The organism is Proteiniclasticum sediminis, from assembly GCF_018128025.1.
Lineage (GTDB): Bacteria > Bacillota > Clostridia > Clostridiales > Clostridiaceae > Proteiniclasticum > Proteiniclasticum sediminis.
Genome location: NZ_JAGSCS010000005.1, coordinates 117,669 through 139,165, shown reverse-complemented (window position 1 = coordinate 139,165; position 21,497 = coordinate 117,669). Strand labels below are relative to the sequence as shown.

Genomic DNA, 21,497 nt, shown 5'->3' with positions numbered 1-21,497 from the left:
TTACTTTTTAGAAGTTCAGCATCATGGCATCGAATGCTGCTTTGATTTCCTTGTATGCGGCTTCAGCGTTAGCTGGCTTTACAGAGTTCCAGGACAGAAGAGCATTCTTCCAGGTATCCCATACTTTTCCATACTCAGTCACCAGTGGTCTTGCCACAGCACCCTCATAAGAAGCCCACACATTTTCGATAACCAGTTTGTCCGAATCGGAGAGGTCTGATTTCAGATAGGTATCGGCGGTAACGTTTTCCATGATCTTTCCTGTAGCCTTGAAGAAGTCTACAGCGTAATCGGTGTTCATCAGTTCAGCGATGAATCCTTCCGCCGTAGCCATTTTCTCTTCGTCGCCTTCATTTCTTACGTTAACAGCCAGGCCCCATGCACTCTTCCAGTGCTTCAGCGGCTTGCCACCAACAGTGATGGATCCGACGGGAAGAATGTCCAGGTCAGCGCCTTCGCCAGCCTGCTTAGAGAAGGAACCGGTATCCCAGGGTCCGGAAATTCTCAGGCTGGCATTTCCGCCGGTGGTGAACTGGCTGTCCATGTAGCCCCATGCTGCACTATCATCCCACATGGGAGTTCCGGCCGTATTGATGGCCTTCCAGTACTCGTAGATGGCGGTAACAGTAGCCTGCTTCTCCGCGGGCAGATCTTTCCATTCTGCCGTGAAGTCAGAATACAGGGTTCCATCTTCTTTCTCATTTAAAAGCTCGATATTAGTCGAGTTGAGAACGGCTACGCCAAACCAGGCGTTAAACATCGGGATGAGCACTTCGGTCTTCTTGTCGTTGAGCTCAACGGTCTTGGTCAGGTCAATTCCTGCAGCGGCCGCATTCTTAGTGTTGGCAAAGGCAATAAGGGTTTCAATGTTCATGGGGAAGGCCAGATAGTCTCCGTCGATGCTGAAGCTTCCGCCCAGACCCTTGTCATAGTTGGCAAATCCGCCAACCTTGTCTGCAATGGCTTTGGCATCAATGGCAGCCAGCGCTTCATTCTTTGCCAAACCATAGAGTCTGTCTAGTGGGATAGAGAACACGTCAGCCACGTCTGCATTGTCAGGAGCTGTCTTATCCAGGACATCCAGCATATCGAAGGAGGGAGATACGATCAGCTGCACCTTGGCATCGGGGTTATTCTTGACGAATCGGGCGATGGCGGCTTCATAGTAGCTCTTCCAGCCTTCCTCGGCCTGAACGGTGATGGATCCCTTCAGTCCGCCTTCAGCGGGGGTTTCCACCGGAGTTTCGGCAGGAGTCTCTGCTGGGGTTTCCGAGGGGGTCTTCTGTCCGCAGGCGGCAACTGAGATGGACAACAGCAGTGCCAGAACTAGACTTGTGATTTTCTTCATTTTTTTCCTCCTAATACTTTATATATTTCTTGTGTATATAGTAAAGTGAGTAACCGTTTACCATCGTGGTCTTGAACCAGCGTATTCCCGGAGAGTTTGCCCCCTCTTTTTAAGGAGTGGAGTCCCTTTTCCGTGCATACGCTTGCACAAAATCCAAAATGAAAACGCTTTACTTCTTTATTATAGCGCAGTTGTTCCATTTTGGCTAGACAAAAAATGGAAATTCGGCAGATTTTGGCGAAAATTTCATGCTATCGCTTGCACTTGATTTCTGAATTTTCAAATTCCAAAACCTGCCGAAGGGTTGTCTTTAGACGATCCGCCGGGCTTTTCTCGGGGTGTCGATGCTCTCGATTTTCCAGATCTCCCGGGCATACTCCTCAATGGTTCTGTCCGAGGAGAACTTTCCGGCCGAGGCCATATTGATGAAGCCCTTGCGGTAGAATTCCAGGGGTTTCGTAAAGTCCTGGGCTACCCTTTCCTGAGCCTCCACATAGGCCTGGAAATCCCGGATGATGAAATAGTTGTCCGGAGCATGCCAGGAGGCGCCCAGGAGCAGTGCATCATGAAGTTCCTGGAACTCCGGGGAAACCACTTCTTCAAAGGTTCCGTCGATGAGGGAATCCACAACCTTTTTCAGTGCCGGATTCTTCTTTAGTTCCTTGGCCGGGTTGTAGTGGCCCTTTAGTTCTTCAATTTCCTCCACGGTGAGTCCAAAGATGTAGTTGTTGGAAAGGCCCGCTTCTTCCACGATCTCCACATTGGCCCCGTCGAAGGTGCCGATGGTGGGGGCTCCGCTGAGCATAAACTTCATGTTGCCGGTGCCGGAAGCCTCCTTGCCGGCGGTGGAAATCTGCTCGGAGATATCCGCTGCGGGGAAGAGACGCTGGGCATAGGAAACGCCGTAGTTTTCCACAAAGACCACTTTCAGACGTCCCCGAACATCGGCATCTTCATTAACCATCTTTCCGATGGCGTTGATGAACCGGATGATGGCCTTGGCCCGGACATAGCCCGGTGCGGCCTTGGCACCGAAGAGGAACACCCGGGGGGTGATCTCCATCTGGGGATTCTCCTTAATCTTGTGGTAGAGGTAAAGAATATGGAAGGCATTAAGGAGCTGTCGCTTGTACTCATGGAGCCGCTTGATCTGGATGTCGAAAATGGCATTCTCATCCACGGCGATGCCTTCCCGAACCTTCAGGTAGTCCGCCAGCTGACGCTTCTTCGTCTTCTTGATGGCCATGAACTCTTTGATGATCTCGTCATCCTCGGCATACTTTTTCAGCTTCTTCAGCTCTTCCAGATCCGTGATCCAGTCATCGCTGCCCAGAAGTTTGGTGATGAAGGCGGAGAGTTCCGGATTGGACTCCAGCAGCCAGCGACGCTGGGTGATGCCGTTGGTCTTGTTGTTGAACCGCTGGGGGTAGAGTTCATACCAGCCATGGAGCTCTGTGTCCTTCAAAATGTCCGTGTGGAGCCGGGCCACGCCGTTGATGGAGTGGGTGCCGTAAATGGAGAGCCAGGCCATGCGGATGTTTCCGCTGTGGATGATCTCAAACTCTTCAATTTCCTCGGTGCTGAGTCCCTTTTGGACCAGCTCCTTGCGCAGGTGGTTATCAATCTTCACAATAACCTTGTAGACCTCAGGCAGAATCTTCTTGTAGAGTTTCACGGACCACTGCTCCAGAGCCTCCTTGAGGATGGTGTGGTTGGTGTAGGCAAAGGTCTCCGTGGCCAGAGCGAAGGCTTTCTTGAAGGAAACCCCCTCCTCGCCCAGAAGGCGGATGAGCTCCGGAATCGCCACGGCCGGATGGGTGTCATTGAGCTGCACCGCGTGGAGCTTTGCGAAATCCTTAAAGTCCTTATGGTTTTCCTTGTGCTTTCGGATCATGTCCTGCAGGGATGCCGAGACAAAGAAGTACTGCTGCTTCAGCCGCAGAATCTTTCCCTTTTCCAGGGAGTCATTGGGGTAAAGGACCTTGGAAATATTCTCCGCATCATTTTTCTCCTTTACCGCCCGATCGTACTTCTGATCGTTGAAGGCCTGGAAGTCAAAAGGCTGAAGAGCCTCGGACTGCCAGAGACGAAGGGTGTTGATGGTGCCTCCGCCGAAGCCCACGATGGGGGTGTCATAGGGGACCGCATAAACCGTCTGGTCCTTGAAGACTACCTTCACCCGCTGATCCGCCCGACGGATGGACCAGGTGTCGCCATCTCTTAACCAGTCATCCCCTTCCTCCACCTGGCGTCCATCCACAAAGGTCTGCCGGAAAATTCCGTAGTTGTAGCGGATGCCGTAGCCTGTGAGGGAATAGTTCAGGGTGGCGGCAGAATCCAGGAAGCAGGCGGCCAGGCGGCCCAAACCGCCGTTGCCGAGGCCTGCATCGTCTTCCGCCTCTTCCAGGGCATTGTAGTCGATGCCCAGTTCCTTCAGGATACTCTTTACCTCGCCCTGGACTTCCAGATTGAGGAGGTTGTTGGACAGGGCTCGTCCCATGAGAAACTCCGCCGACAGGTAGTAGGCCTTCTTATGGCCATCAAACTTAACCAAAGATTCCCGCCATTTGGGCAGAAGCTCCTCCATGAGGGCCTTGGACAGCACCTTGAACTTTTCGCTGTCCGTAAGCTCTGCCACTTCTCGTCCGTACCCGGTGAGGGCGTAACCCCTCATCCTTGCTGTCAGTAATTCTTTCTTAATCATGTTCTTATCTCCCGTACATTTTCGTCAGTTTTGCTATCTTCTCCGCCAGCCGGTCGGTGAGGGCATCGCTCTTCATCCTCCAAACCCAGTTGTTTCCCAGGGTGGACGGAATATTCATGCGGGCCTCATCCCCAAGACCCAAAAAGTCCTGCATGGGGATGACGCAAAGATCCGCCACGGAGCTGAAGGCTCCCCGGATGAATCCCCAGTTGATGCCTTCCTCGAAGCTGAGCTTCAGGTACTTGCCGGCATAGATGAGATCCTCGGACTTCACGTTCTTGAACCAGCCCATGATGGTGTCATTGTCATGGGTGCCGGTGTAGACCACGCAGTTGCGGTCATAGGTGTGAGGCAGGTAGTTGGATTCCTCCCGGGCATCGAAGGCAAACTGCAGAACCTTCATGCCGGGATACCCGGTTTTGCCGATGAGTTCATAGACTTCTTCCGTGAGGAAGCCCAGATCCTCGGCGATGATGTTCAGCTCGCCCAGCTCCTCGCGAACCTTCGCAAAAAGCTTGTCGTTGGGGCCTTTAGTCCATTTTCCCCGAACGGCGTTTTCCGAACCGTTCTTGATCTCCCAGTAGGCTTCAAAGCCGCGGAAGTGGTCAATGCGAACCATGTCGTAGAGCTCGAAGCTGGCGCGGATGCGCTTCAGCCACCAGGTAAACCCATCTTTTTCCATGGCTTCCCAGTCATAGATGGGGTTTCCCCAGAGCTGTCCCGTTTCCGAGAAGGCATCGGGGGGACATCCTGCCACGGTGATGGGCACCAGGTTCTCGTCCACTTTGAAGAGATGGGGGTTTCCCCACAGGTCTGCGCTGTCCTCGGCCACATAGATGGGAATATCGCCAATTATGCTGATGTTCTTGTCGTTGGCATAGCTTTTCAGCTTTTTCCACTGCTTGAAGAAGGAGTACTGGACAAAGACATGGAAGAAGATTTCCTTCTCATGGGTCTTCTCAAACTCCAGCACCGCCGGGGAATGGACATCCCGATACTCCTTGGGCCACTTCAGCCAGGACTGTCCGTCAAACTGGGCCTTCAGGGCCATGAAGAGGGCGTAGTCCCGAAGCCATTGCTTCTCTTCTTCATAGTATCTGGTCAGTTCTTCGCCGAGTTTTCGGCGGGCGCGCTTATGGGCACGGCGCAGAAGCTCCATTTTATTCTTGTAGAGTATGCCGTAATCCACCCGCTCCGGATCGTCTCCCAAGGGGAGAAGCTCCAGTTCTTCCTTTTCCAGGAACCCTTCCTGGAGGTACTCATCCAGGTCAATGAAGTAGGGGTTGCCCGCAAAGGCAGAGAAGTTCTGGTAGGGGGAGTCCCCATAGCCGGTGATGCCTAAAGGGAGGATCTGCCAGTCTTTTTGGCCGGCCCGGTCCAGAAAGTCCACAAAATCGTAGGCTCCTTTTCCGAAATCGCCGATCCCGTAGGGACCGGGAAGACTGGAGATGTGCATCAGGATTCCACTGGATCGTCTTTTCATGACATTTGGTTCAAATCCCGCAGGATCTAAACCAGCACCTCCTTTTCCATAATATGATTCTCGCCATCGAGGATGGTGAGCAGAATTCGTTTGATGTGGGGGTGGGTGTTCTTCACGTCCACCTTGACCCCATCTTCGCCCCGGGTGACCCGGATGCGGGTGGAGTACATTTTTTCATCCTCATAACCGTAGGAGATGCCGTCATCATCCAGCAGCTCGTACTCCCCTTCCGTTTCCACATACCCCAGCACATGGAGGGTGGAAACCTCCAGATCCCGGGTGGAGGAAGCCGGCGGAACGTAGGGCAAGAGGCGGTTCCGCCTGAGGTGGAACTTCAGCTCGTCTAAGGCATAGCTCATGTAGCGGACCCCTTCCTTCTCTAATGTGAGGGTCACCTGATCCTCCTTAAAGGTCACCTCCGCCATGGCTTCAGGCAGGTATACATACCGCCCGCCGGCATTGGCCTGGGTCACGGGAGAGATCATGAGCTCTTCGCCCAGAAGCATCTGGTCCTCGGCGTGTTGCGCCTCCTCCCCCCAGAACTCGAAGGCCAGGGGGGTAAACATGAGTCCCCCCTCCTTCCAGGCTTTCAGGGTTTCGGAGTAGAGGTAGGGAATCAGGCGATAGCGGTCCCGAAGGATTTCCCGGGCTTTTTCCGCCACCTCGGTGCCGAAGGCATAGGGTTCCTGCTGGGCACAGCCCAGGGCCGAATGGTTTCGGAGGAGAGGGGTGAAGGCCGAGAGCTGCAGCCAGCGAAGGAGAAGCTCCCCGTAGGCGTTGCCGCCAAATCCGCCGGTGTCGGCACCCACATAGTAGAAGCCCGACATGTTAAGGGCCGGCAGCATGCGCAGGTTCAGGGACAAATGGCTCCACCAGCTGCTGTTGTCCCCCGTCCAGATGCCGCTGTACCGATGCATCCCGATGGACGAGGCCCGGGAAATGAGGACAAAGCGCTTACCCAGGATCTTTCGAAGGCCCTCGGAGGCCGACTTGGTCATATAGAACCCGTAGAGATTATGCAGCTCTTCATTGCTGTAGGTTTTTCCGTGGAACTCATGGAAGAACCGCTGATAGTACTCGTCTTTGTTGCCGATGCTTTGGAACTTGTCCCGGAGGTTAAAGAAGGCATACACCCCCAGGTTTTCGCCCTGGGCCTTGATGGCTGCCTCCACCCCTTCCTGGAGGGAGGTTTCATCGTAGAAGATGGCCGGTTCATTCATGTCATTCCAGAAGCCGTCGATGCCCAGATCCGTCAGGGCTTTGTACTTTTCCCCGAACCAGGTTTGGGTTTTCTCCTGGAGAAAATCCGGGAAGTGGACTTTCCCCGGCCATACTGCGGCCACATAGGGTTCCCCCTTCACGTTCTTCACAAAGTGATCACCGGCAATGCCTTCTTCGTAGATGTCATAACCCTCTTCGATCTTCACTCCAGCATCGATGATGGGCACCAGATGGACACCCGTTTCCTGAAGCTCCTGGCTCAATTCCTGAAGCTTGGGGAACCGCTCTTCCGACACGGAAAAATCCTTGAAATCCTCCATGTAGTCCAGATCCAGGTAGATGCTGTCCAAGGGAAGGTCATGACGCTCGAAGGCCTCGCGGACCCGTCGGACATCCTCCGCCGTCTTGTAGCCCCATCGGCTCTGGGCATAGCCTAGTCCCCACTTGGGAGGCATATAGGGTTTGCCGATGACCTCATGGAAGTTCTTGACGATGCTCTTCAGGTTCTCCCCGTCGATGACGAGGAGCGTGAAGTTTTCGCCGAAGATGTCCACGGTGAACTGGCTTTGGCTGGTGAAGCCCACATCGTAGCGGATTCGGGAGGGAAAATCAATGAAATAACCCCGGGCCACATCATCATCCTCCAGGATGAAAAAGTTGTGGGCCCCGTAGAGCGTGGTCTTGTCCTCATGATGCAGCGGATCGTCGGTACAGTAGGACTCGTATTTTCTCCCCCGCTTGTTGATGCCCCCCAAGTTAGGCCCTAATCCGTAGACCCGGTCCCTTTCAGTGAGGGGGAAGGAAAACCGGCTGTGTCCATCTTTTTGCGCGATTTCCAAAGGAAGCTTCAGGGAAACTTTTTCCTTGGCCCCCATAAGGATCCCCGTTTCCACCGGTTCCCCGAAGGTAAATCCCACCACATGTTTCGTCATTCGAAAAGTGTTCATCGGAACCTCCTGTGCATTTTGTGCAACCGCTTGCACTAATTCTTACGTTCATTATAGAATTAAAAAAATTTCTTGTAAAGGTTTTTTTGGAAAATCCTTCTCCCCCCTTGATTTTCGGGGCATCTGCAGACTTCTTCCAAAAAAAGCTTACTCTTCTTCCAAAACCCCGAATTTCTTCGGGGTTCGCCTTCGAAAAAATGCGCTATACTGCATTCATTGACCGATAATCCCCCAGGACCTGCGGAAAAAACCCAGGGTCTGGGGCCCCTGCCGTGTCCACGGCAGGAAACGCATTTGAGAAAGGATGACCGAATATGAAAAAATTCTCTCCCCTCCTCCTTCGCTGGGGTGAACTCACCCTGGGCCTCTTCCTCCTGGTTCTGGGCTTCTCCCTCTTTCGGGAAAATCAGTATCCCGGAAGCCTCAGCCATCTTCTGACCCTCCTGGGACTCTTCGTCCTCCTTCTGGCGATGAAATGCGCCGAGACCTCGCCGGACCACTTCCTCCACGTTCTCGTTATGAACCACGTGACAAACTCTCCCAAAAAGTCCCTCCTCTACGCAGGCCTGTTCTTTGGAATCACTGCCCTTCTTCTGGCCATTTCGGTCTACGTCCGGGTGGACCGCCGCCTCGTCTTCACGCGCCAGGACTACTTCCTTTCCCTGTGGGCATCCGTGCACCTCCTCCTGGCCCATAGTTTTCTGGAAAAGCGAAAGCAGCTGGACTAACCGTTCCAAAGAATGAAAAGAGCTGTCCCCCGGGGAAGAAGATACATCTTCCCCGGGGGACAGCTCACTTTTTTAGTTGGAGGACAGAACTTCCGTCCAGATGCGGTCGTAGAGGCTGAGGACATCGGAAGGATCGCGGAAGATCTCCGTTTTTTCCAGAACCTCATCGGAGGGGTAGGCAATGGGATTATTGCGGATCTCCTCCGGCAGCATTTCCACCGCCTTGGTGATGGGGGTGGAATAACCGATGTAGTCCACGTTCTGCACGGCGATGTCGGGCCGCAGCATGAAGTTGATGAACTTCTCCGCACCTTCCTTGTTCTTTGTGCTCTTGGGGATCACCATGGAGTCAAACCACAGATTGGTGCCTTCCTCGGGGATGGCGTAATCCAAATCGGGGTTTTCCTCGATCATGTACATGGCATCGCCGTTCCAGACGAGGCCCAAAGCGCCTTCGCCGGCAATAAGAGCATCCTTGATGTCATCGCCCAGGTAAGCATACACCAGGGGCTTCTGTTTGATGAGCTCGTCCCGGGCAGCTTCCAGCTCCGCCACATTGCGGGTGTTCATGGAGTAGCCCAGACGAAGAAGCGATACGCCCAGGGTGTCTCGCTGGCTGTCCAGCATGAGGATCTGATCCTTGTACTTCTCATCCCAGAGGATGTCCCAGCTGGTCACAGGCTCCTTCACCACGGTCTTGTTGTAGAGGATCCCGAAGGTTCCCCACATGTAGGGGGCGGAGTACTCGTTCTTGGGATCAAAAACCAGATCCTGGAATTTGGGGTCGATCTCCGTCTTGTTGGGAATATTGTCCCAGTTCAGGGGAACGATGAGCTCCTCTTTGATGGCCCGTTCAATGGTGTAGTCAGAGATGAAGATCACATCATAGGAGCTTCCGCCCTGCTTCAGCTTGATGTAGATGTCCTCGTTGTTGGCATAGGTGTCGTAGTTTACCTTGATGCCCGTCTCTTCCTCGAACTGGTCCAGCACATCAAAGTTGATGTAGTCGCCGAAGTTGTAGACATTGATGGTCTCCTGCTTTTCGCCGCAGGCGGAAAGGGTCAGACCCGTCACGGCCAGAAGGGCCGCACTGATAAACTTATGGATTCTTTTCATCGCATCCTCCTTGGATCTCCGGGAACCTTCCCGGAGTAGTTTGTTTAATTCTATTTATTCGACGTCCTGCTCTTCCTTCCGGCTCACCTTGTTCATGATGATGAGGAGCAGGAAGAAGCCGATGAGCATGAAGGTGGATAGGGCATTGATCACAGGATTGATTCCCCTTCTCGCCATGGAGAAGATGAGAATGCTGAGATTCTGCACGCCGTGGCCCGTGGTGAAGAAGCTGATGGCAAAGTCATCCACGGAGAGGGTGAAGGCCATGAGGGCCCCGGTGATGATGCCGGGCATGATTTCCGGCAGGATGACCTTCCGGAGGGCATACATGGGGGTAGCCCCCAGATCCATGGCGGCCTCCGCCAGATGGACATTCATCTGTTTGAGCTTCGGCAGCACCGCCAGCACCACGTAGGGGGTACAGAAGGTGATGTGGGAGAGGAGCACCGTGAGGAGTCCGAAGTTCAGGCCCATGAACCGGTAGAGGGCCATGAGGGACACGGCGATGACCACATCGGGGTTCAGAATCGGCAGATAGTTAAGGTTCAGTGCCGTCTTCTTGAAAATCCCCCGGGAGAAGTGGATCCCGATGGCCGCTAAGGTCCCCAGTACCGTGGACACCACTGTGGTGGCCAAAGCGATGACAAGGGTATTGCGAAGGGCCACCATGACGGCCTCATTGGTGAAGAGATCCTGGTACCACTTCAGGGTGAAGCCGGTGAAGGTCCCCCGGGATTTGGACTCATTGAAGGAAAAGATGATGAGCACCAGAATGGGGGCATAGAGAAAGAGGAAAATAAGGCTGGCATAGCCGTTCTTTAAAATCTTCTTTACCACAGCGTTCCTCCCCTTCCTTCCAGATCCCCGCCACCGCGGTTCGTCAGGGCCATGACCACCAGAATGATGGCCATGAGAATGATGGACATGGAGGAGCCAAAGTGCCAGTCCCCGGCATAGATGAACTGGTTCTCAATGACATTGCCGATGAGGGTGGTCTTTTTCCCGCCCAGAAGGTTCGAAATGATGAAGGTGCTCACCGCCGGGGTAAAGACCATGGTGAAGCCCGTCATGACGCCGGGCATGCTCAAGGGGAAGATCACCTTGGAAAAAATCGTCTTTTTGTCGGCCCCCAGGTCTTCCGCGGCCTCGATGAGACTCTTGTCCATCTTCACCAGCACGGAGTAGATGGGGAGCACCATGAAGGGCAGGAAGTTGTAAACCATGCCCAGGACCACCGCCCCGCTGTTATAGAGGAGTTCCTGGGAGGGAAGCCCCAAAAGATTTAAAAGGCTGTTGATGATGCCGTTTTTTCCGAGAATCGTCAGCCAGGCATAGGTTCGCAGAAGAAAGTTCATCCACATGGGGATGACAAAGAGAAAAATCAGGTTGTTCCGCGTCTTCACCTTCCGGGTCCGGGCGATGATGTAGGCCATGGGATAACCCAGGAAAAAGCAGATCACCGTGGAAATGAGGGACAGGGAGAGGGACCGCCATAGGACACCGAGGTAAATGGGGTCCAAAAAGCGCTTGAAGTTCGCCAAGCTGGGCCTAAAGGTCTCCACATCCATGCTGTTGCCTGTGGTGAAGGCAAAATAAAGCACCAGGAACAGGGGTACCAGGATGAAGATGATCATCCACAGCATATAGGGATAGGAGGTTTTCCGCATTTTCATGATGCTGCCCCCTTCTTCATGATATGGATGCTGTCCGGAAGAATATTCATGCCGATGGTTTCCCCCACAGGGGCCATGGCCGTACTCTGCACCAGCCAGCGGAAGCCCTGGGAAGCCACCACCATCTCATAGTGGACGCCTTTGAAGGTCACTTCCTCTACCACGCCGGTGAGCATGCCCTCTTCCTTCTTCACCATGAGAATATCCTCCGGCCGCACCACCACTTCCACGGGGGCCATGGGGCTAAAGCCCTTGTCCACGCAGGGGAAGAGGGTGTTCTGAAATTCCACGGAAAAATCAGCATGCATGATGCCGGGAAGAATGTTGCTCTCCCCGATGAACTGGGCCACAAAGGCATTCTTGGGCTCATTGTAGATATCCACGGGGGTGCCGATCTGCTGAATGACCCCCTTGTCCATGACCACGATGGTGTCGCTCATGGTGAGGGCTTCCTCCTGATCGTGGGTCACATAGATGAAGGTGATGCCCACCCGCTTCTGGATGTTCTTCAGTTCGATCTGCATCTCCTTGCGGAGCTTCAGATCCAGGGCCCCCAGGGGCTCATCCAGAAGGAGCACTTTGGGTTCATTGACCAAGGCCCGGGCGATGGCGATTCTCTGCTGCTGACCTCCCGAGAGGGAGTCCACCTTGCGCTTTTCAAACCCGCTGAGATTCACGAGCTTCAGGACTTCCGTCACCTTCTTCGCGATCTCCTCCTTGGGAAGCTTCTTGATTTTCAGCCCGAAGGCAATGTTCTCATAGACATCCATATGGGGAAAAAGGGCATATTTCTGGAAGACGGTGTTCACCTGCCGCTGATAGGGCGGCACCTGAGACACATCCTTCCCCTGGAAGAGGACCTTCCCCTCCGTGGGGGATTCAAAACCCGCGATGATCCGAAGGGTGGTGGTCTTTCCGCAGCCCGATGGCCCCAGGAGGGTCAAGAACTCATTTTCCCGGATATAGAGATTCAGGTCCTTCAGCACTTCCGTGCTTCCGAAGGCCTTGGTGATGTTTTTCAAGTCGATCATAATATCATTGGTCATGGTCTTTCCTCCTCAAGCTAGAATATGGGCGGGGTGCTGACCCAGATCACCGTGGCGCTGGTTTTCCCCGGATTGGACAGATAGTGTCCCACACCCGGTTTATAGTAGAAGCTTTCGCCTTTCCTCACCTTGTGGGTATTGAGTCCGATATGCAGCAGCACCGTCCCGGACAGGACATGGCCAAACTCTTCCCCTTCATGGGGTGCCACTTCCTTGGTGCGCCCGCCGGGCTGAAGCTCCACCAGAATGGGCTCCATGGCATTTTTCTGGGCATTGGGAATGATCCAGTTGATGGTGTTCCCCTGCTCCTCGTGAACCTTTTCGAAGGCGTCCTCCTTGGAGAACACAATCTTCTCCTCGGTGGTCTCGTTGAAGAAGTCCTTGAGATCCGTTCCCAGACCCTCCAGGATATCCACTAATGTGGCGATGGACGGCGAGGTCAGATCCCGCTCGATCTGGGAAATGAATCCCTTGGTCAGCTCGCAGCGGTTAGCCAGCTCCTCCTGGGTGAGGGAATTCTTGATCCGGAGATTTTTGATCTTTTCTCCGATTTTCATGGGGGCTCCTCCTTTTCCTGAATTTCTTATTTAATAAACTTTTTGTTTAGCGTAAATAAACCACTCAGATAATTATATAGAAACCAATCCTTGAAATCAATGCTAAATTTATCCGATTTTCATCCGAAAAAAAACCTCAAAAATCCGCCAATATTGCCATTTTCGCCGGAAATTCTTCCGTTTCCAGAAAATGAAAATGTATAGCGATTTTCATGGTCATGAAAAATTCATACTAAAAGTTTATTTATGCTAAACGCGGCGATGATTTTTGGCTCCATTGCGGAGCCTCAAAGATTTTGCTACCATGAAAGAAAACGTCGAAAAGAGGAATCTCCATGAAGATCGTCAAAACCAATGCCATGCGGCTTCTGGAAAAAGAAGGCATCCCCTACACCCACCACACCTTTGCCGTAAATCCGGAAGGGACCTCTCCGGAAGACATCGCCGCGCAAATCGGCCGTCCCCTGGAACTCATCTTCAAGACCCTGGTCACCGTGGGGCACAGTAAGGCAAACTATGTCTTTTGTCTCCCCATCCTGGCGGAGCTGGACCTGAAAAAAGCGGCCAAAGCCGCCGGAGAAAAGAATATTGAGCTCATTGACCAGAAGGACCTGCTCAAGGTGGCGGGCTACGAGCGGGGCGGCACCAGCCCCATCGGGATGCGCAAGCTCTATCCCACCTTTCTGGAGAAAACGGGTCTATCCCTTTCCCAGATCATCGTCTCCGCAGGAAAGCGCGGTCATCAGCTGGAGCTGTCTCCCCGGGATCTCCTTGCCGTAACCCAAGGAACTGCCGTGGATCTTCTGGCGGAAACCCGAAGCATTTTCTAAATTTCCTTCTCCTCCATCTTCCATCGGAGAAGAATTCCCCTCACGCTCCGCAAGAATCCCCACGAAGCAGAATTTCTTTCCCCAGGCATTTTTGAAACCGATGTGTTAAAATGGAAAGGAAGAATGGTGAATTCCATGAGGAGGTCTTATTGTTGATTAATATTGTGTTATTTTGCTCCACAGGCTTGTCCACGAAGCTTCTCATCAAGAAAATGGAACAGGCTGCCGCAGAGCTCCAGCTGGAGATCTCCGTGAAGTCCTATCCGGAAGTGCAGATCGGCAACTATATTGTCGGTGCCGATGTGGTTCTGGCCGGACCCCAGGTAAAGTATGCCCTCCCCCATATCCAGGAGGAGTGCAAGCTGGCCAACATTCCCTTAGAGGTCATTTCCGCCAAGGACTACGGTCTCATGGACGGCATGAAGATCCTGAACCAGGCCCTGCGTCTGGTGAAGAAAGACTAGAGAAGATCCAAAACAGCGGATCCCCAAAACTCATGGGGGTCTCTTTTTTTGCCCTAAAATACGAGCACCCCTCTTTGCCCCATGCCGCTCTCTCCCCCAAAGAAAAGCGGTGCCCATTCCCCATTAAGGGAACCGGCACCGCCAAGCTGGGTTAGGAAGGGGCAATCTTCATGGAGGAGGGCCCTTGCAAACCCTCCCCCGCTAAGGAGTTACACGGTGGGGCGATAGTAGGGGGTCAGAATCGGTGGCATCACAGCTCCCGGGATTCGAACCACCATATGGGCGGCCACATAGATGGGACCGCTGAGGTTCTTAACCGTGATGGACCAGGTGGTCTTGCCATAAACCCCCTTGGGGTTGATGGGGAACTGACCCGGAGCTGCGGTGTAGGAACCTTTAACTTTCGGCAGCGGCAGTTTACCCACATAGAGATGGATCTCGTCAATGAGCATACCCGGATACATGGTGTAGGTGATCGTTGCAGAACCTAAGTGATACTTGACGGTAACTGTACCTACGGCAATGCCCTTGCTGAGGATGTTTTGTCCGGCGCCGGCATAGAGGATGAACGTGTAGTCCCCTTCATTGAGAGGCCCGTTGGTCCAGCCCCACTTGCTAAACTGTGAGTCAAAGAGCGTGCTGTCCGTGAAGGGCACAGCGTAGGATCCGCCATAAGCCCAGGCGGTCTCATCGTAGTAGGCGGGCTTCACGAGAACAGAAGCATCATCCTTGTCCCAGATGTCGTTCGGCAGGGTGATGGGGTTGGCATGGACTTCTGCCCAGTTGACCATGGGATGCAGGAGATCCGGGCTGATGTCGGCGAGCTTCAGGATGTAGTCATAGAACCAGGTGGCTGTCTGACCTACCTCGAGGCTGGACGGGAATTTCGCGGAGATGTCACCCATGCGGGTATCCGTGACCTTCAGGTTCTCCAGCTTCACATCGCCGGTGTTCTTGATGGTGATGGTGAAGCGAACGGTCTCGCCCACCATGGCTTCGGCCTTGTCCACATCCTTGGTGATGTCGATGGCCGGGTGTACCAGGGAAACGGTGGCGCTGGCCGTCTCGGTGAGCTTCGCAATGGCTTCAAAGCCCAGGGGGCTCACGGTGACGGTGGCGGTGTTCTTGAGATCCACCCATCCGAATCCGCCCGGGTCGTCAGTAGCCTTCACGATGTACGGAATCTTGAATTCCACCATCTGGCCGGATGCCAGATTGATGGCGGAGTCGAGTCCCAGCATCGGGTCGGTGACCTTGCCCACAAGATTCGGAGCATAGGCTTCCACCGTCATATTCGTCACGCGGATGGTGTAGTTGATGGTGTCACCCACCTTGGAAATCTTGGTATCAGCAAACTTCTCAATCTTGATCAGCGGAGTGAAAAGCTTCACGGTGGTGCTTTCCTTGTCCGTATAGACATTGGGGAAGCCCTCCGGGGAAGCACTGACTTCAGCCACATTGATGATGGGGTTCGGATCCAGAGCGGTGACCAGATACGGATAGCTCTTTTCAAAGACTTCGCCGGATTTCAGGCTGAACGGCGGGAGTGCGCCCAGGACGCTGTCGGTGAGGGTGAAGTTCATGATCGGCGTATCCGGGGAGCTCAGATTCTCCACCTTCAACGTGTAGGTCAGGGTGTCACCCACCATGGAGACGGTCTTGTCCACACTCTTGGTCAGGTTGATCTTCGGCTGGAAGAGATTCACGTCATGGGATGCGCTGCTCTTGGCCGTATAGGTGCTGTAGGTGTATGTAGCGGTGACTTTGTTCGTGAACGGATCGGAAGCGTCTGCCGGAATCTTGAAGTACAGGGTGACAACTTCCTCTTCGCCCGGTTGCAGAATCGGCTTCGTGAACTTCGAAGTGATGTCCATGAAGGGATCATCCACAACGCTCACCAGGGTCAGGGGCACATCACCGATATTTTTCACGGTGAAGACGAACTTGGTGTCATCCCCGATCTTCGAGAGGGCATCGCCGTTCTTGGTGATCAGGATGGCCGGATGCACGATCTTCACCTGGGCGCTGGCTTCCTTGTCGTAGGTGTTGGGGAAGCCCTCCACCGTGACATGGACCTTGGCGGTGTTCTTCAGCGGATTAGGATCCGTCTCCTTCACCGTGTATTTCAGCACCTTCACATAGTTGGCGTCGGCGGGAAGCATGGTAAAGGTTTCATCCAGACCCAACAGAGGATCCGTCACATGGAAGGTAAGTTTCGGTGTGTCGGCGGAGCTTAGGTTGTCGATGGTGATGGTATAGGTCAGTTCCTCACCGATGACGGCCTCACCCTTATTGACTTCCTTGGTGATGGTAAAGTCGGGCTGGAAGAGATTCACCTTGTAGGAGGAGTTTGCAGAAGCCACATAGGTGCCGTACTTGTAGGTGGCCGAAACCTTGTTGACAAAGGGATCCGGAGCATCCATAGGAATCTTGAAATACAGGGTGACCAGCTCGGAGTCCCCAGGCTGCAGAATCGGTTTCGTGAACTTCGCGGTGATATTTCCAAAGGGATCATCCACAACGCTCTCCAGGGTCAGGGGCACATCGCCTTCGTTCTTCACGAGGAAGGTGAACTTGGTGTCATCGCCCAGCTTGGAGAGGGCATCGCCACTCTTCACGATGGTGAGCATCGGATGGATAATCTTCACGCTGGCGCTGGCTTCCTTGTCATAGGTATTGGGGAAGCCCTCCACCGTGACATGGACCTTGGCGGTGTTCTTCAGCGGATTGGGATCTGTCTCCTTCACCGTGTATTTCAGCACCTTGACATAGTCGGCGTCTGCCGGCAGCATGGTGAAGGTTTCGTCCAGACCCAGCAGAGGATCCGTCACATGGAAGGTGAGCTTCGGCGTATCAGCAGAGCTTAGGTTGTCGATGGTGATGGTATAGGTCAGCTCCTCGCCCACCACTGCTTCACTCTTGTCCACGATCTTCGTGAGAGTGAAGTCCGGCTGGAAGAGGTTCACTTCATGGGAATCCTCACTGGTGGCTGCATAATCGCCATACTTGTAGGTGGCGGTAACCTTATTCTCAAAGGGATCCTTGGCATCGGCCGGAATCTTGAAGTACAGGGTGACCATTTCCGACTCACCCGGCAGCAGGATTGGCTTGGTGAACTTCGAGGTGATGTCACCAAAGGGCACATCCACCACGCTGAAGAGGGTCAGCGGCACGTCGCCGTCATTCTTGACGTTAAACACAAACTTCGTCTCGTCGCCGATCTTCGAGAGGAGATCACCGGTCTTCACGATGGTCAGATGCGGGTGAATAATGTTGACCTTAGCGCTGGCTTCCTTGTCAATGACATTGGGGAAGCCCTCGATGGTGACATGGACCTTGGCGGTATTCACCAATGGATCCGGATCGGTCTCCTTCACCGTGTATTTCAATACCTTCACGTAGTCGGCATCTCCAGGCAGCATGGTGAACGTCTCATCCAGGCCCAGCAGAGGATCCGTGACGTGGAAGGTGAGCTTCGGGGTATCGGCAGAGCTTAAGTTGTCGATGGTGATGGTATAGGTCAGCTCCTCGCCCACGATGGCCTCATTCTTATTCACCGTCTTCTTGATGGAGAAGTCTGGCTGGAAGAGGTTCACACTGTGGGAGGAATCACCAGTGGCAGTATAGCTGCCATACTTGTACGTTGCCGTAACTTTGTTCACGAAGGGATCCGGAGCATCCATAGGAATCGGGAAGTATAGGGTAACGAGCTCAGACTCCCCAGCGGCCAGAAGCGGTTTCGTGAACTTCGCGGTAATGTCGCCAAAGGGTACATCCACAACGCTCTCGATAGTCAGCGGCACATCGCCGTCATTCTTCACGAGGAAGGTGAACTTTGTGTCGTCACCCTTCTTGGAGAGGGCATCGCCTTTCTTCTCGATGGTCAGATGCGGGTGAATGATGTCCACACGAGCGCTGGCCTCTTTGTCAATGACATTGGGGAAGCCCTCGATGGTGACATGGACCTTCGCCGTATTGTCCAGCGGATCGGGATCGGTCTCCTTAATGGTATACTCGATCTTCTTCACATAGTCCGGATCGCCCGGCAGCATGGTGAAGATTTCATCCAGACCCAGGAGAGGATCCGTCACATGGAGCGTGAGCTTCGGTGTATCGGCAGAGCTGGTGTTCTTGATGGTGATGGTATAGGTAACCTTCTCCCCGATGATGGCCTCTTTCTTATCCACCGTCTTGGTTAATTCGATGGACGGCTGGAAGAGGTTCACGTCATGGGAGGCACTGCTGGTTGCTGTATAGCTGCCATATTTGTAAGTCGCAGTGACCTTGTTGGTGAAAGGATCCGAGGCATCAGCCGGAATCTTGAAGTACAGGGTGACCATTTCCGACTCGCCAGGCTGCAGGATTGGTTTGGTGAAGTTGGAGGTGATGTCCATGAAGGGATCATCGATGACACTGACTAAAGTCAGGGGGACGTCACCGATGTTCTTCACTTCAAAGACAAACTTCGTCTCGTCGCCAATCTTGGAGAGGGCATCGCCGGTCTTGGTGATCTTGATCAGCGGATGAATGATCTTCACGCTGGCGCTGGCTTCCTTGTCGTAAGAATTCGGGAAACCATCCACGGTGACATGGACCTTGGCGGTGTTATTCAGCGGATTGGGATCTGCTTCTTTCACCGTATATTTCAGGACCTTCACATAGTTGGCGTCTGCCGGCATCATGGTGAACGTCTCATCCAGACCCAGCATGGGATCCGTCACATGGAAGGTGAGCTTCGGGGTATCGGTGGAGCTGAGGTTGTCGATGGTGATGGTATAGGTCAGTTCCTCGCCTACCACAGCTTCCGTTTTATTGACTTCCTTGGTGATGGTGAAGTCGGGCTGGAAGAGATTGACGCTGTGGGAAGACTCAGCAGAAGCTACATAAACGCCATACTTGTAGACGGCGGAAACCTTGTTCACAAAGGGATCCGGGGCATCCAGGGGAATCGGGAAATACAGGGTGAGCAGCTCAGAATCCCCCGGCTGCAGGGTCGGTTTTGTAAACTTCGCGGTGATGTTGCCAAAGGGATCATCCACAACACTCTCAATGGTCAGGGGCACATCGCCTTCATTCTTCACGAGGAAGGTGAACTTGGTGTCGTCGCCCAGTTTCGAGAGAGCATCGCCGCTCTTCACGATGGAGAGCTTCGGATGGATGATGTCCACGCGGGCGGAAGCTTCCAAGTCATAGACATTGGGGAAACCTTCCACGGTGACATGGAGTTTGGCGGTGTTATTCAGCGGATCGGGGTCGGTGGTCTTCACAATGTAGTCAACAACCTTCACATAATTGGGATCCCCCGGCATCATGGTGAAGGTTTCATTGAGGCCCAGAAGCGCATCAGTAAGCGTCATGGTGAGTTTCGGTGTGTCGGTGGAGCTCAGGTTCTTCACCGTAATGGTATAGGTAAGCTTCTCGCCCACGATGGCCTCGCTCTTGTTGACACTCTTTTCAATGACAATCTTGGGCTGGAAGGTGTCAATGCTGTGACTTGCGCTGCCTTCCACCGTATAGGTCAGATAATGGGCTTTGACCGTCACCTTGTTGATGAACGGATCTTCGGTATTCTCCTTCGGAATGGTGTACGGAATCGTTGCAGAAGAAGACTGACCCACAGGAATCACGGCCAGGAAGCTTCCCTTGATCTCACCAATTCGGGAATCAAATACCGAGTCGATAGACAGGGGAACGTTGCCCTTGTTGGTGATCGTAATGGTGTAGTTCACGGGGTCGCCAGCCTTGGACTTGGCATCACCCGTCTTGGTGACCTCCATAGCGGGTTTCGGCATGAAGTTACCAAAGTCTACACCAGAGACTGTCTCACTGGAGGTGGTTAGGCTTCCGAGGATCTTCCATCCCCAGGGGCCGCGACCGGCTTTGGAAATGCTCACCGGCGTTGCGCCGTTGGCTAAAGGCTGAGTTCCTTCATAGGGATACGTCTGCACATAACCGGCTACATTTCCTTCGGTGACTTCCAGGATAGAGCCCATGGAGAGACCTGCGAAGGAGTAGATGCCGCTGCCATCGGTAGTCGTATCAATGGGGACAAGCAGATCTTCAATATACCCAATGAGGTGGATGGGCCAATTGGCAATGCCCGGCTCACCGGCATCCCACTGGTGGTTGTTGTTCAGGTCTTCAAACTTCTTACCCGTGACCGTTCGGTAATCCTCGGGCGTATCCGGAAGAGGCACATCAGATGCTCCGCCATTGGCCAGAGCAAAGTGTCCGGAAGATCCCGGGAAGGGACCGGAACCGAAGTTGATGGGGTCAAAGTCCAGTTTACCATAAAGATAACCGCCCCAGGATGCAGCGGGTTCATTCGTATAATACTCCTGTAAGTTGCGGGACCAGATGGACGTTCTTGCCAGATGGAACTCGAAATAGATGGATATGTCATTGGTGGTCAGCGACACTCCTAAAGCATTCAATGCGTCAATGATATCGGTGGCCTTGATGATGAACATACGCTCGTTCTCATAGATGGTTCCGACGGTGCCGTCCAGTGCCCGATTCATCTGTTCATCGGGCAGATTCAGAAGCTTGTAGCCTGCCCACTGATTCTCACCAGAGTGATTTTGGGCTAAAGCCACATTGCTTGCCGAACCCATGGGATAAGGCAAGCCATTGGCCATGGGCCAGGCTTCCGTGTCGGCGAGCACACGGGTACCGATCTGGATGCCTTTCACCAGATCCACAAACATGGCTGTCCCGCCGGAGACAGAACCCACCGAATCATACTTTATCTGAATGTCCGGCATTCCTGCAAAACTGGGATAAGCGCCCTGGAAACCGGTCAGTCTAATTCTTCCGGGGAACCATTCCCCTTCGCCATAGCTTTTTCCCAGGTTACCCGTAACATATGAACCGTCCCAGTCCTTCGTGTCCACATTGTAGCCTTCCAATGTGCTATTGGTTCCTACAAGTACAGCTGCCTGAACATTCTTTGCGGCGAAACCGAAGGAGGACATGAAAATCAGCATCAGAATCAGGGATATTTGTTTGAGCATACGATGTTTTTTCGGTCTCATCGTACTCATGATGATCTCAACTTCCTTTCTTGCCAAAGCAAACAAGGTGCATTCCCTTTCAGGGAGTAACCTCAAGAAGTTGCAGCAGCGCTGTGAAAATTGACGCTAAGCTTGAGATCCGGAGTCATAACATTTTTTGAGCGGTTATACTATTTAAATTAAAATTTACTCTATAAGCAAAACATGTCCCAAATATCCAGCCATCACCATTTTTGACAAACAGTAAATTTCTACAATTTCATTATAATCTTTAATCTAGCTATATCAACGTTTCCGAAGATTTTTGCCATTACTTTCACAATTATCTCGAATAATTTACAGGGATTGTGGGATTGAAATTATTTTG

14 protein-coding genes are annotated in these 21,497 nt (G+C 53.2%); 3 read left to right on the top strand and 11 right to left on the bottom strand.

Features of this window, described 5'->3' with window-relative positions:
• Window positions 1-7 precede the first annotated feature (7 nt).
• The 5 genes from KCG48_RS05855 to KCG48_RS05835 all read right to left on the bottom strand — a co-directional run bounded on the left by KCG48_RS05855 (window position 8) and on the right by KCG48_RS05835 (window position 7,703).
• Window positions 8-1,348 (bottom strand): sugar ABC transporter substrate-binding protein, encoded by a 1,341-nt coding sequence (locus KCG48_RS05855; protein ID WP_211800526.1) that lies wholly within the window; start codon window positions 1,346-1,348, stop codon window positions 8-10.
• On the bottom strand, window positions 1,345-1,548 hold the full coding sequence (locus KCG48_RS05850; RefSeq protein ID WP_211800525.1) for a hypothetical protein: 204 nt from the start codon (window positions 1,546-1,548) through the stop codon (window positions 1,345-1,347). Before KCG48_RS05850 ends, KCG48_RS05855 begins: the two co-directional genes overlap by 4 nt.
• Before the next feature lie 110 nt (window positions 1,549-1,658).
• Window positions 1,659-4,049 (bottom strand): glycogen/starch/alpha-glucan phosphorylase, encoded by a 2,391-nt coding sequence (locus tag KCG48_RS05845; RefSeq protein WP_408004702.1) that lies wholly within the window; start codon window positions 4,047-4,049, stop codon window positions 1,659-1,661.
• A gap of 7 nt (window positions 4,050-4,056) precedes the next feature.
• A complete protein-coding gene (gene malQ, locus KCG48_RS05840; protein WP_211800521.1) occupies window positions 4,057-5,535 on the bottom strand; it encodes a 4-alpha-glucanotransferase in 1,479 nt (492 codons plus the stop codon).
• Between the two features lie 26 nt (window positions 5,536-5,561).
• Complete coding sequence (locus tag KCG48_RS05835) at window positions 5,562-7,703, bottom strand: TIM-barrel domain-containing protein (RefSeq protein WP_211800519.1); 2,142 nt, start codon at window positions 7,701-7,703, stop codon at window positions 5,562-5,564.
• Between the two features lie 314 nt (window positions 7,704-8,017).
• Between KCG48_RS05835 and KCG48_RS05830 the strand changes: the two genes are divergently transcribed.
• Window positions 8,018-8,431: a hypothetical protein gene (locus KCG48_RS05830; protein ID WP_211800517.1), complete on the top strand. Its 414-nt coding sequence runs from the start codon at window positions 8,018-8,020 to the stop codon at window positions 8,429-8,431.
• A gap of 72 nt (window positions 8,432-8,503) precedes the next feature.
• On the opposite strand, the gene KCG48_RS05825 is transcribed toward KCG48_RS05830, so the two are convergent.
• From KCG48_RS05825 to KCG48_RS05805, 5 genes are read right to left on the bottom strand one after another with little or no spacing between them, the layout of a single operon-like run.
• Window positions 8,504-9,547: an ABC transporter substrate-binding protein gene (locus tag KCG48_RS05825; RefSeq protein ID WP_211800516.1), complete on the bottom strand. Its 1,044-nt coding sequence runs from the start codon at window positions 9,545-9,547 to the stop codon at window positions 8,504-8,506.
• Window positions 9,548-9,601: 54 nt separating this feature from the next.
• On the bottom strand, window positions 9,602-10,384 hold the full coding sequence (locus KCG48_RS05820; protein ID WP_211800515.1) for an ABC transporter permease: 783 nt from the start codon (window positions 10,382-10,384) through the stop codon (window positions 9,602-9,604).
• Window positions 10,378-11,220: an ABC transporter permease gene (locus KCG48_RS05815; protein WP_211800514.1), complete on the bottom strand. Its 843-nt coding sequence runs from the start codon at window positions 11,218-11,220 to the stop codon at window positions 10,378-10,380. Before KCG48_RS05815 ends, KCG48_RS05820 begins: the two co-directional genes overlap by 7 nt.
• Window positions 11,217-12,266 (bottom strand): spermidine/putrescine ABC transporter ATP-binding protein, encoded by a 1,050-nt coding sequence (gene potA / locus KCG48_RS05810; protein WP_211800513.1) that lies wholly within the window; start codon window positions 12,264-12,266, stop codon window positions 11,217-11,219. Before potA ends, KCG48_RS05815 begins: the two co-directional genes overlap by 4 nt.
• 17 nt (window positions 12,267-12,283) lie before the next feature.
• Window positions 12,284-12,823, bottom strand: coding sequence for a helix-turn-helix domain-containing protein (locus KCG48_RS05805; RefSeq protein WP_211800512.1), 540 nt, complete (start codon window positions 12,821-12,823; stop codon window positions 12,284-12,286).
• A gap of 335 nt (window positions 12,824-13,158) precedes the next feature.
• Here KCG48_RS05805 and ybaK point away from each other — a divergent pair, with 335 nt between their 5' ends.
• Complete coding sequence (gene ybaK / locus KCG48_RS05800; RefSeq protein WP_211800511.1) at window positions 13,159-13,653, top strand: Cys-tRNA(Pro) deacylase; 495 nt, start codon at window positions 13,159-13,161, stop codon at window positions 13,651-13,653.
• A gap of 152 nt (window positions 13,654-13,805) precedes the next feature.
• Window positions 13,806-14,117 carry a PTS sugar transporter subunit IIB gene (locus KCG48_RS05795; protein ID WP_211800510.1) on the top strand — a complete coding sequence of 104 codons (312 nt, stop codon included), beginning with the start codon at window positions 13,806-13,808 and terminating at the stop codon, window positions 14,115-14,117.
• A gap of 209 nt (window positions 14,118-14,326) precedes the next feature.
• On the opposite strand, the gene KCG48_RS05790 is transcribed toward KCG48_RS05795, so the two are convergent.
• Entirely contained in the window at window positions 14,327-21,160 is a 6,834-nt protein-coding gene (locus KCG48_RS05790) for a DUF7507 domain-containing protein (protein WP_211800509.1), read from the bottom strand.
• Window positions 21,161-21,497 lie beyond the last annotated feature (337 nt).

What these genes read in the sequence shown, in the direction of transcription:
- KCG48_RS05855 (WP_211800526.1), bottom strand. Translation starts at nt 1,348, where the DNA reads ATGAAGAAAATCACAAGTCTAGTTCTGGCACTGCTGTTGTCCATCTCA.
- KCG48_RS05815 (WP_211800514.1), bottom strand. Translation starts at nt 11,220, where the DNA reads ATGAAAATGCGGAAAACCTCCTATCCCTATATGCTGTGGATGATCATC.
- KCG48_RS05805 (WP_211800512.1), bottom strand. Translation starts at nt 12,823, where the DNA reads ATGAAAATCGGAGAAAAGATCAAAAATCTCCGGATCAAGAATTCCCTC.
- KCG48_RS05850 (WP_211800525.1), bottom strand. Translation starts at nt 1,548, where the DNA reads ATGGAACAACTGCGCTATAATAAAGAAGTAAAGCGTTTTCATTTTGGA.
- ybaK (WP_211800511.1), top strand. Translation starts at nt 13,159, where the DNA reads ATGAAGATCGTCAAAACCAATGCCATGCGGCTTCTGGAAAAAGAAGGC.
- KCG48_RS05790 (WP_211800509.1), bottom strand. Translation starts at nt 21,160, where the DNA reads ATGAGTACGATGAGACCGAAAAAACATCGTATGCTCAAACAAATATCC.
- KCG48_RS05830 (WP_211800517.1), top strand. Translation starts at nt 8,018, where the DNA reads ATGAAAAAATTCTCTCCCCTCCTCCTTCGCTGGGGTGAACTCACCCTG.
- KCG48_RS05825 (WP_211800516.1), bottom strand. Translation starts at nt 9,547, where the DNA reads ATGAAAAGAATCCATAAGTTTATCAGTGCGGCCCTTCTGGCCGTGACG.
- potA (WP_211800513.1), bottom strand. Translation starts at nt 12,266, where the DNA reads ATGACCAATGATATTATGATCGACTTGAAAAACATCACCAAGGCCTTC.
- KCG48_RS05835 (WP_211800519.1), bottom strand. Translation starts at nt 7,703, where the DNA reads ATGAACACTTTTCGAATGACGAAACATGTGGTGGGATTTACCTTCGGG.
- malQ (WP_211800521.1), bottom strand. Translation starts at nt 5,535, where the DNA reads ATGAAAAGACGATCCAGTGGAATCCTGATGCACATCTCCAGTCTTCCC.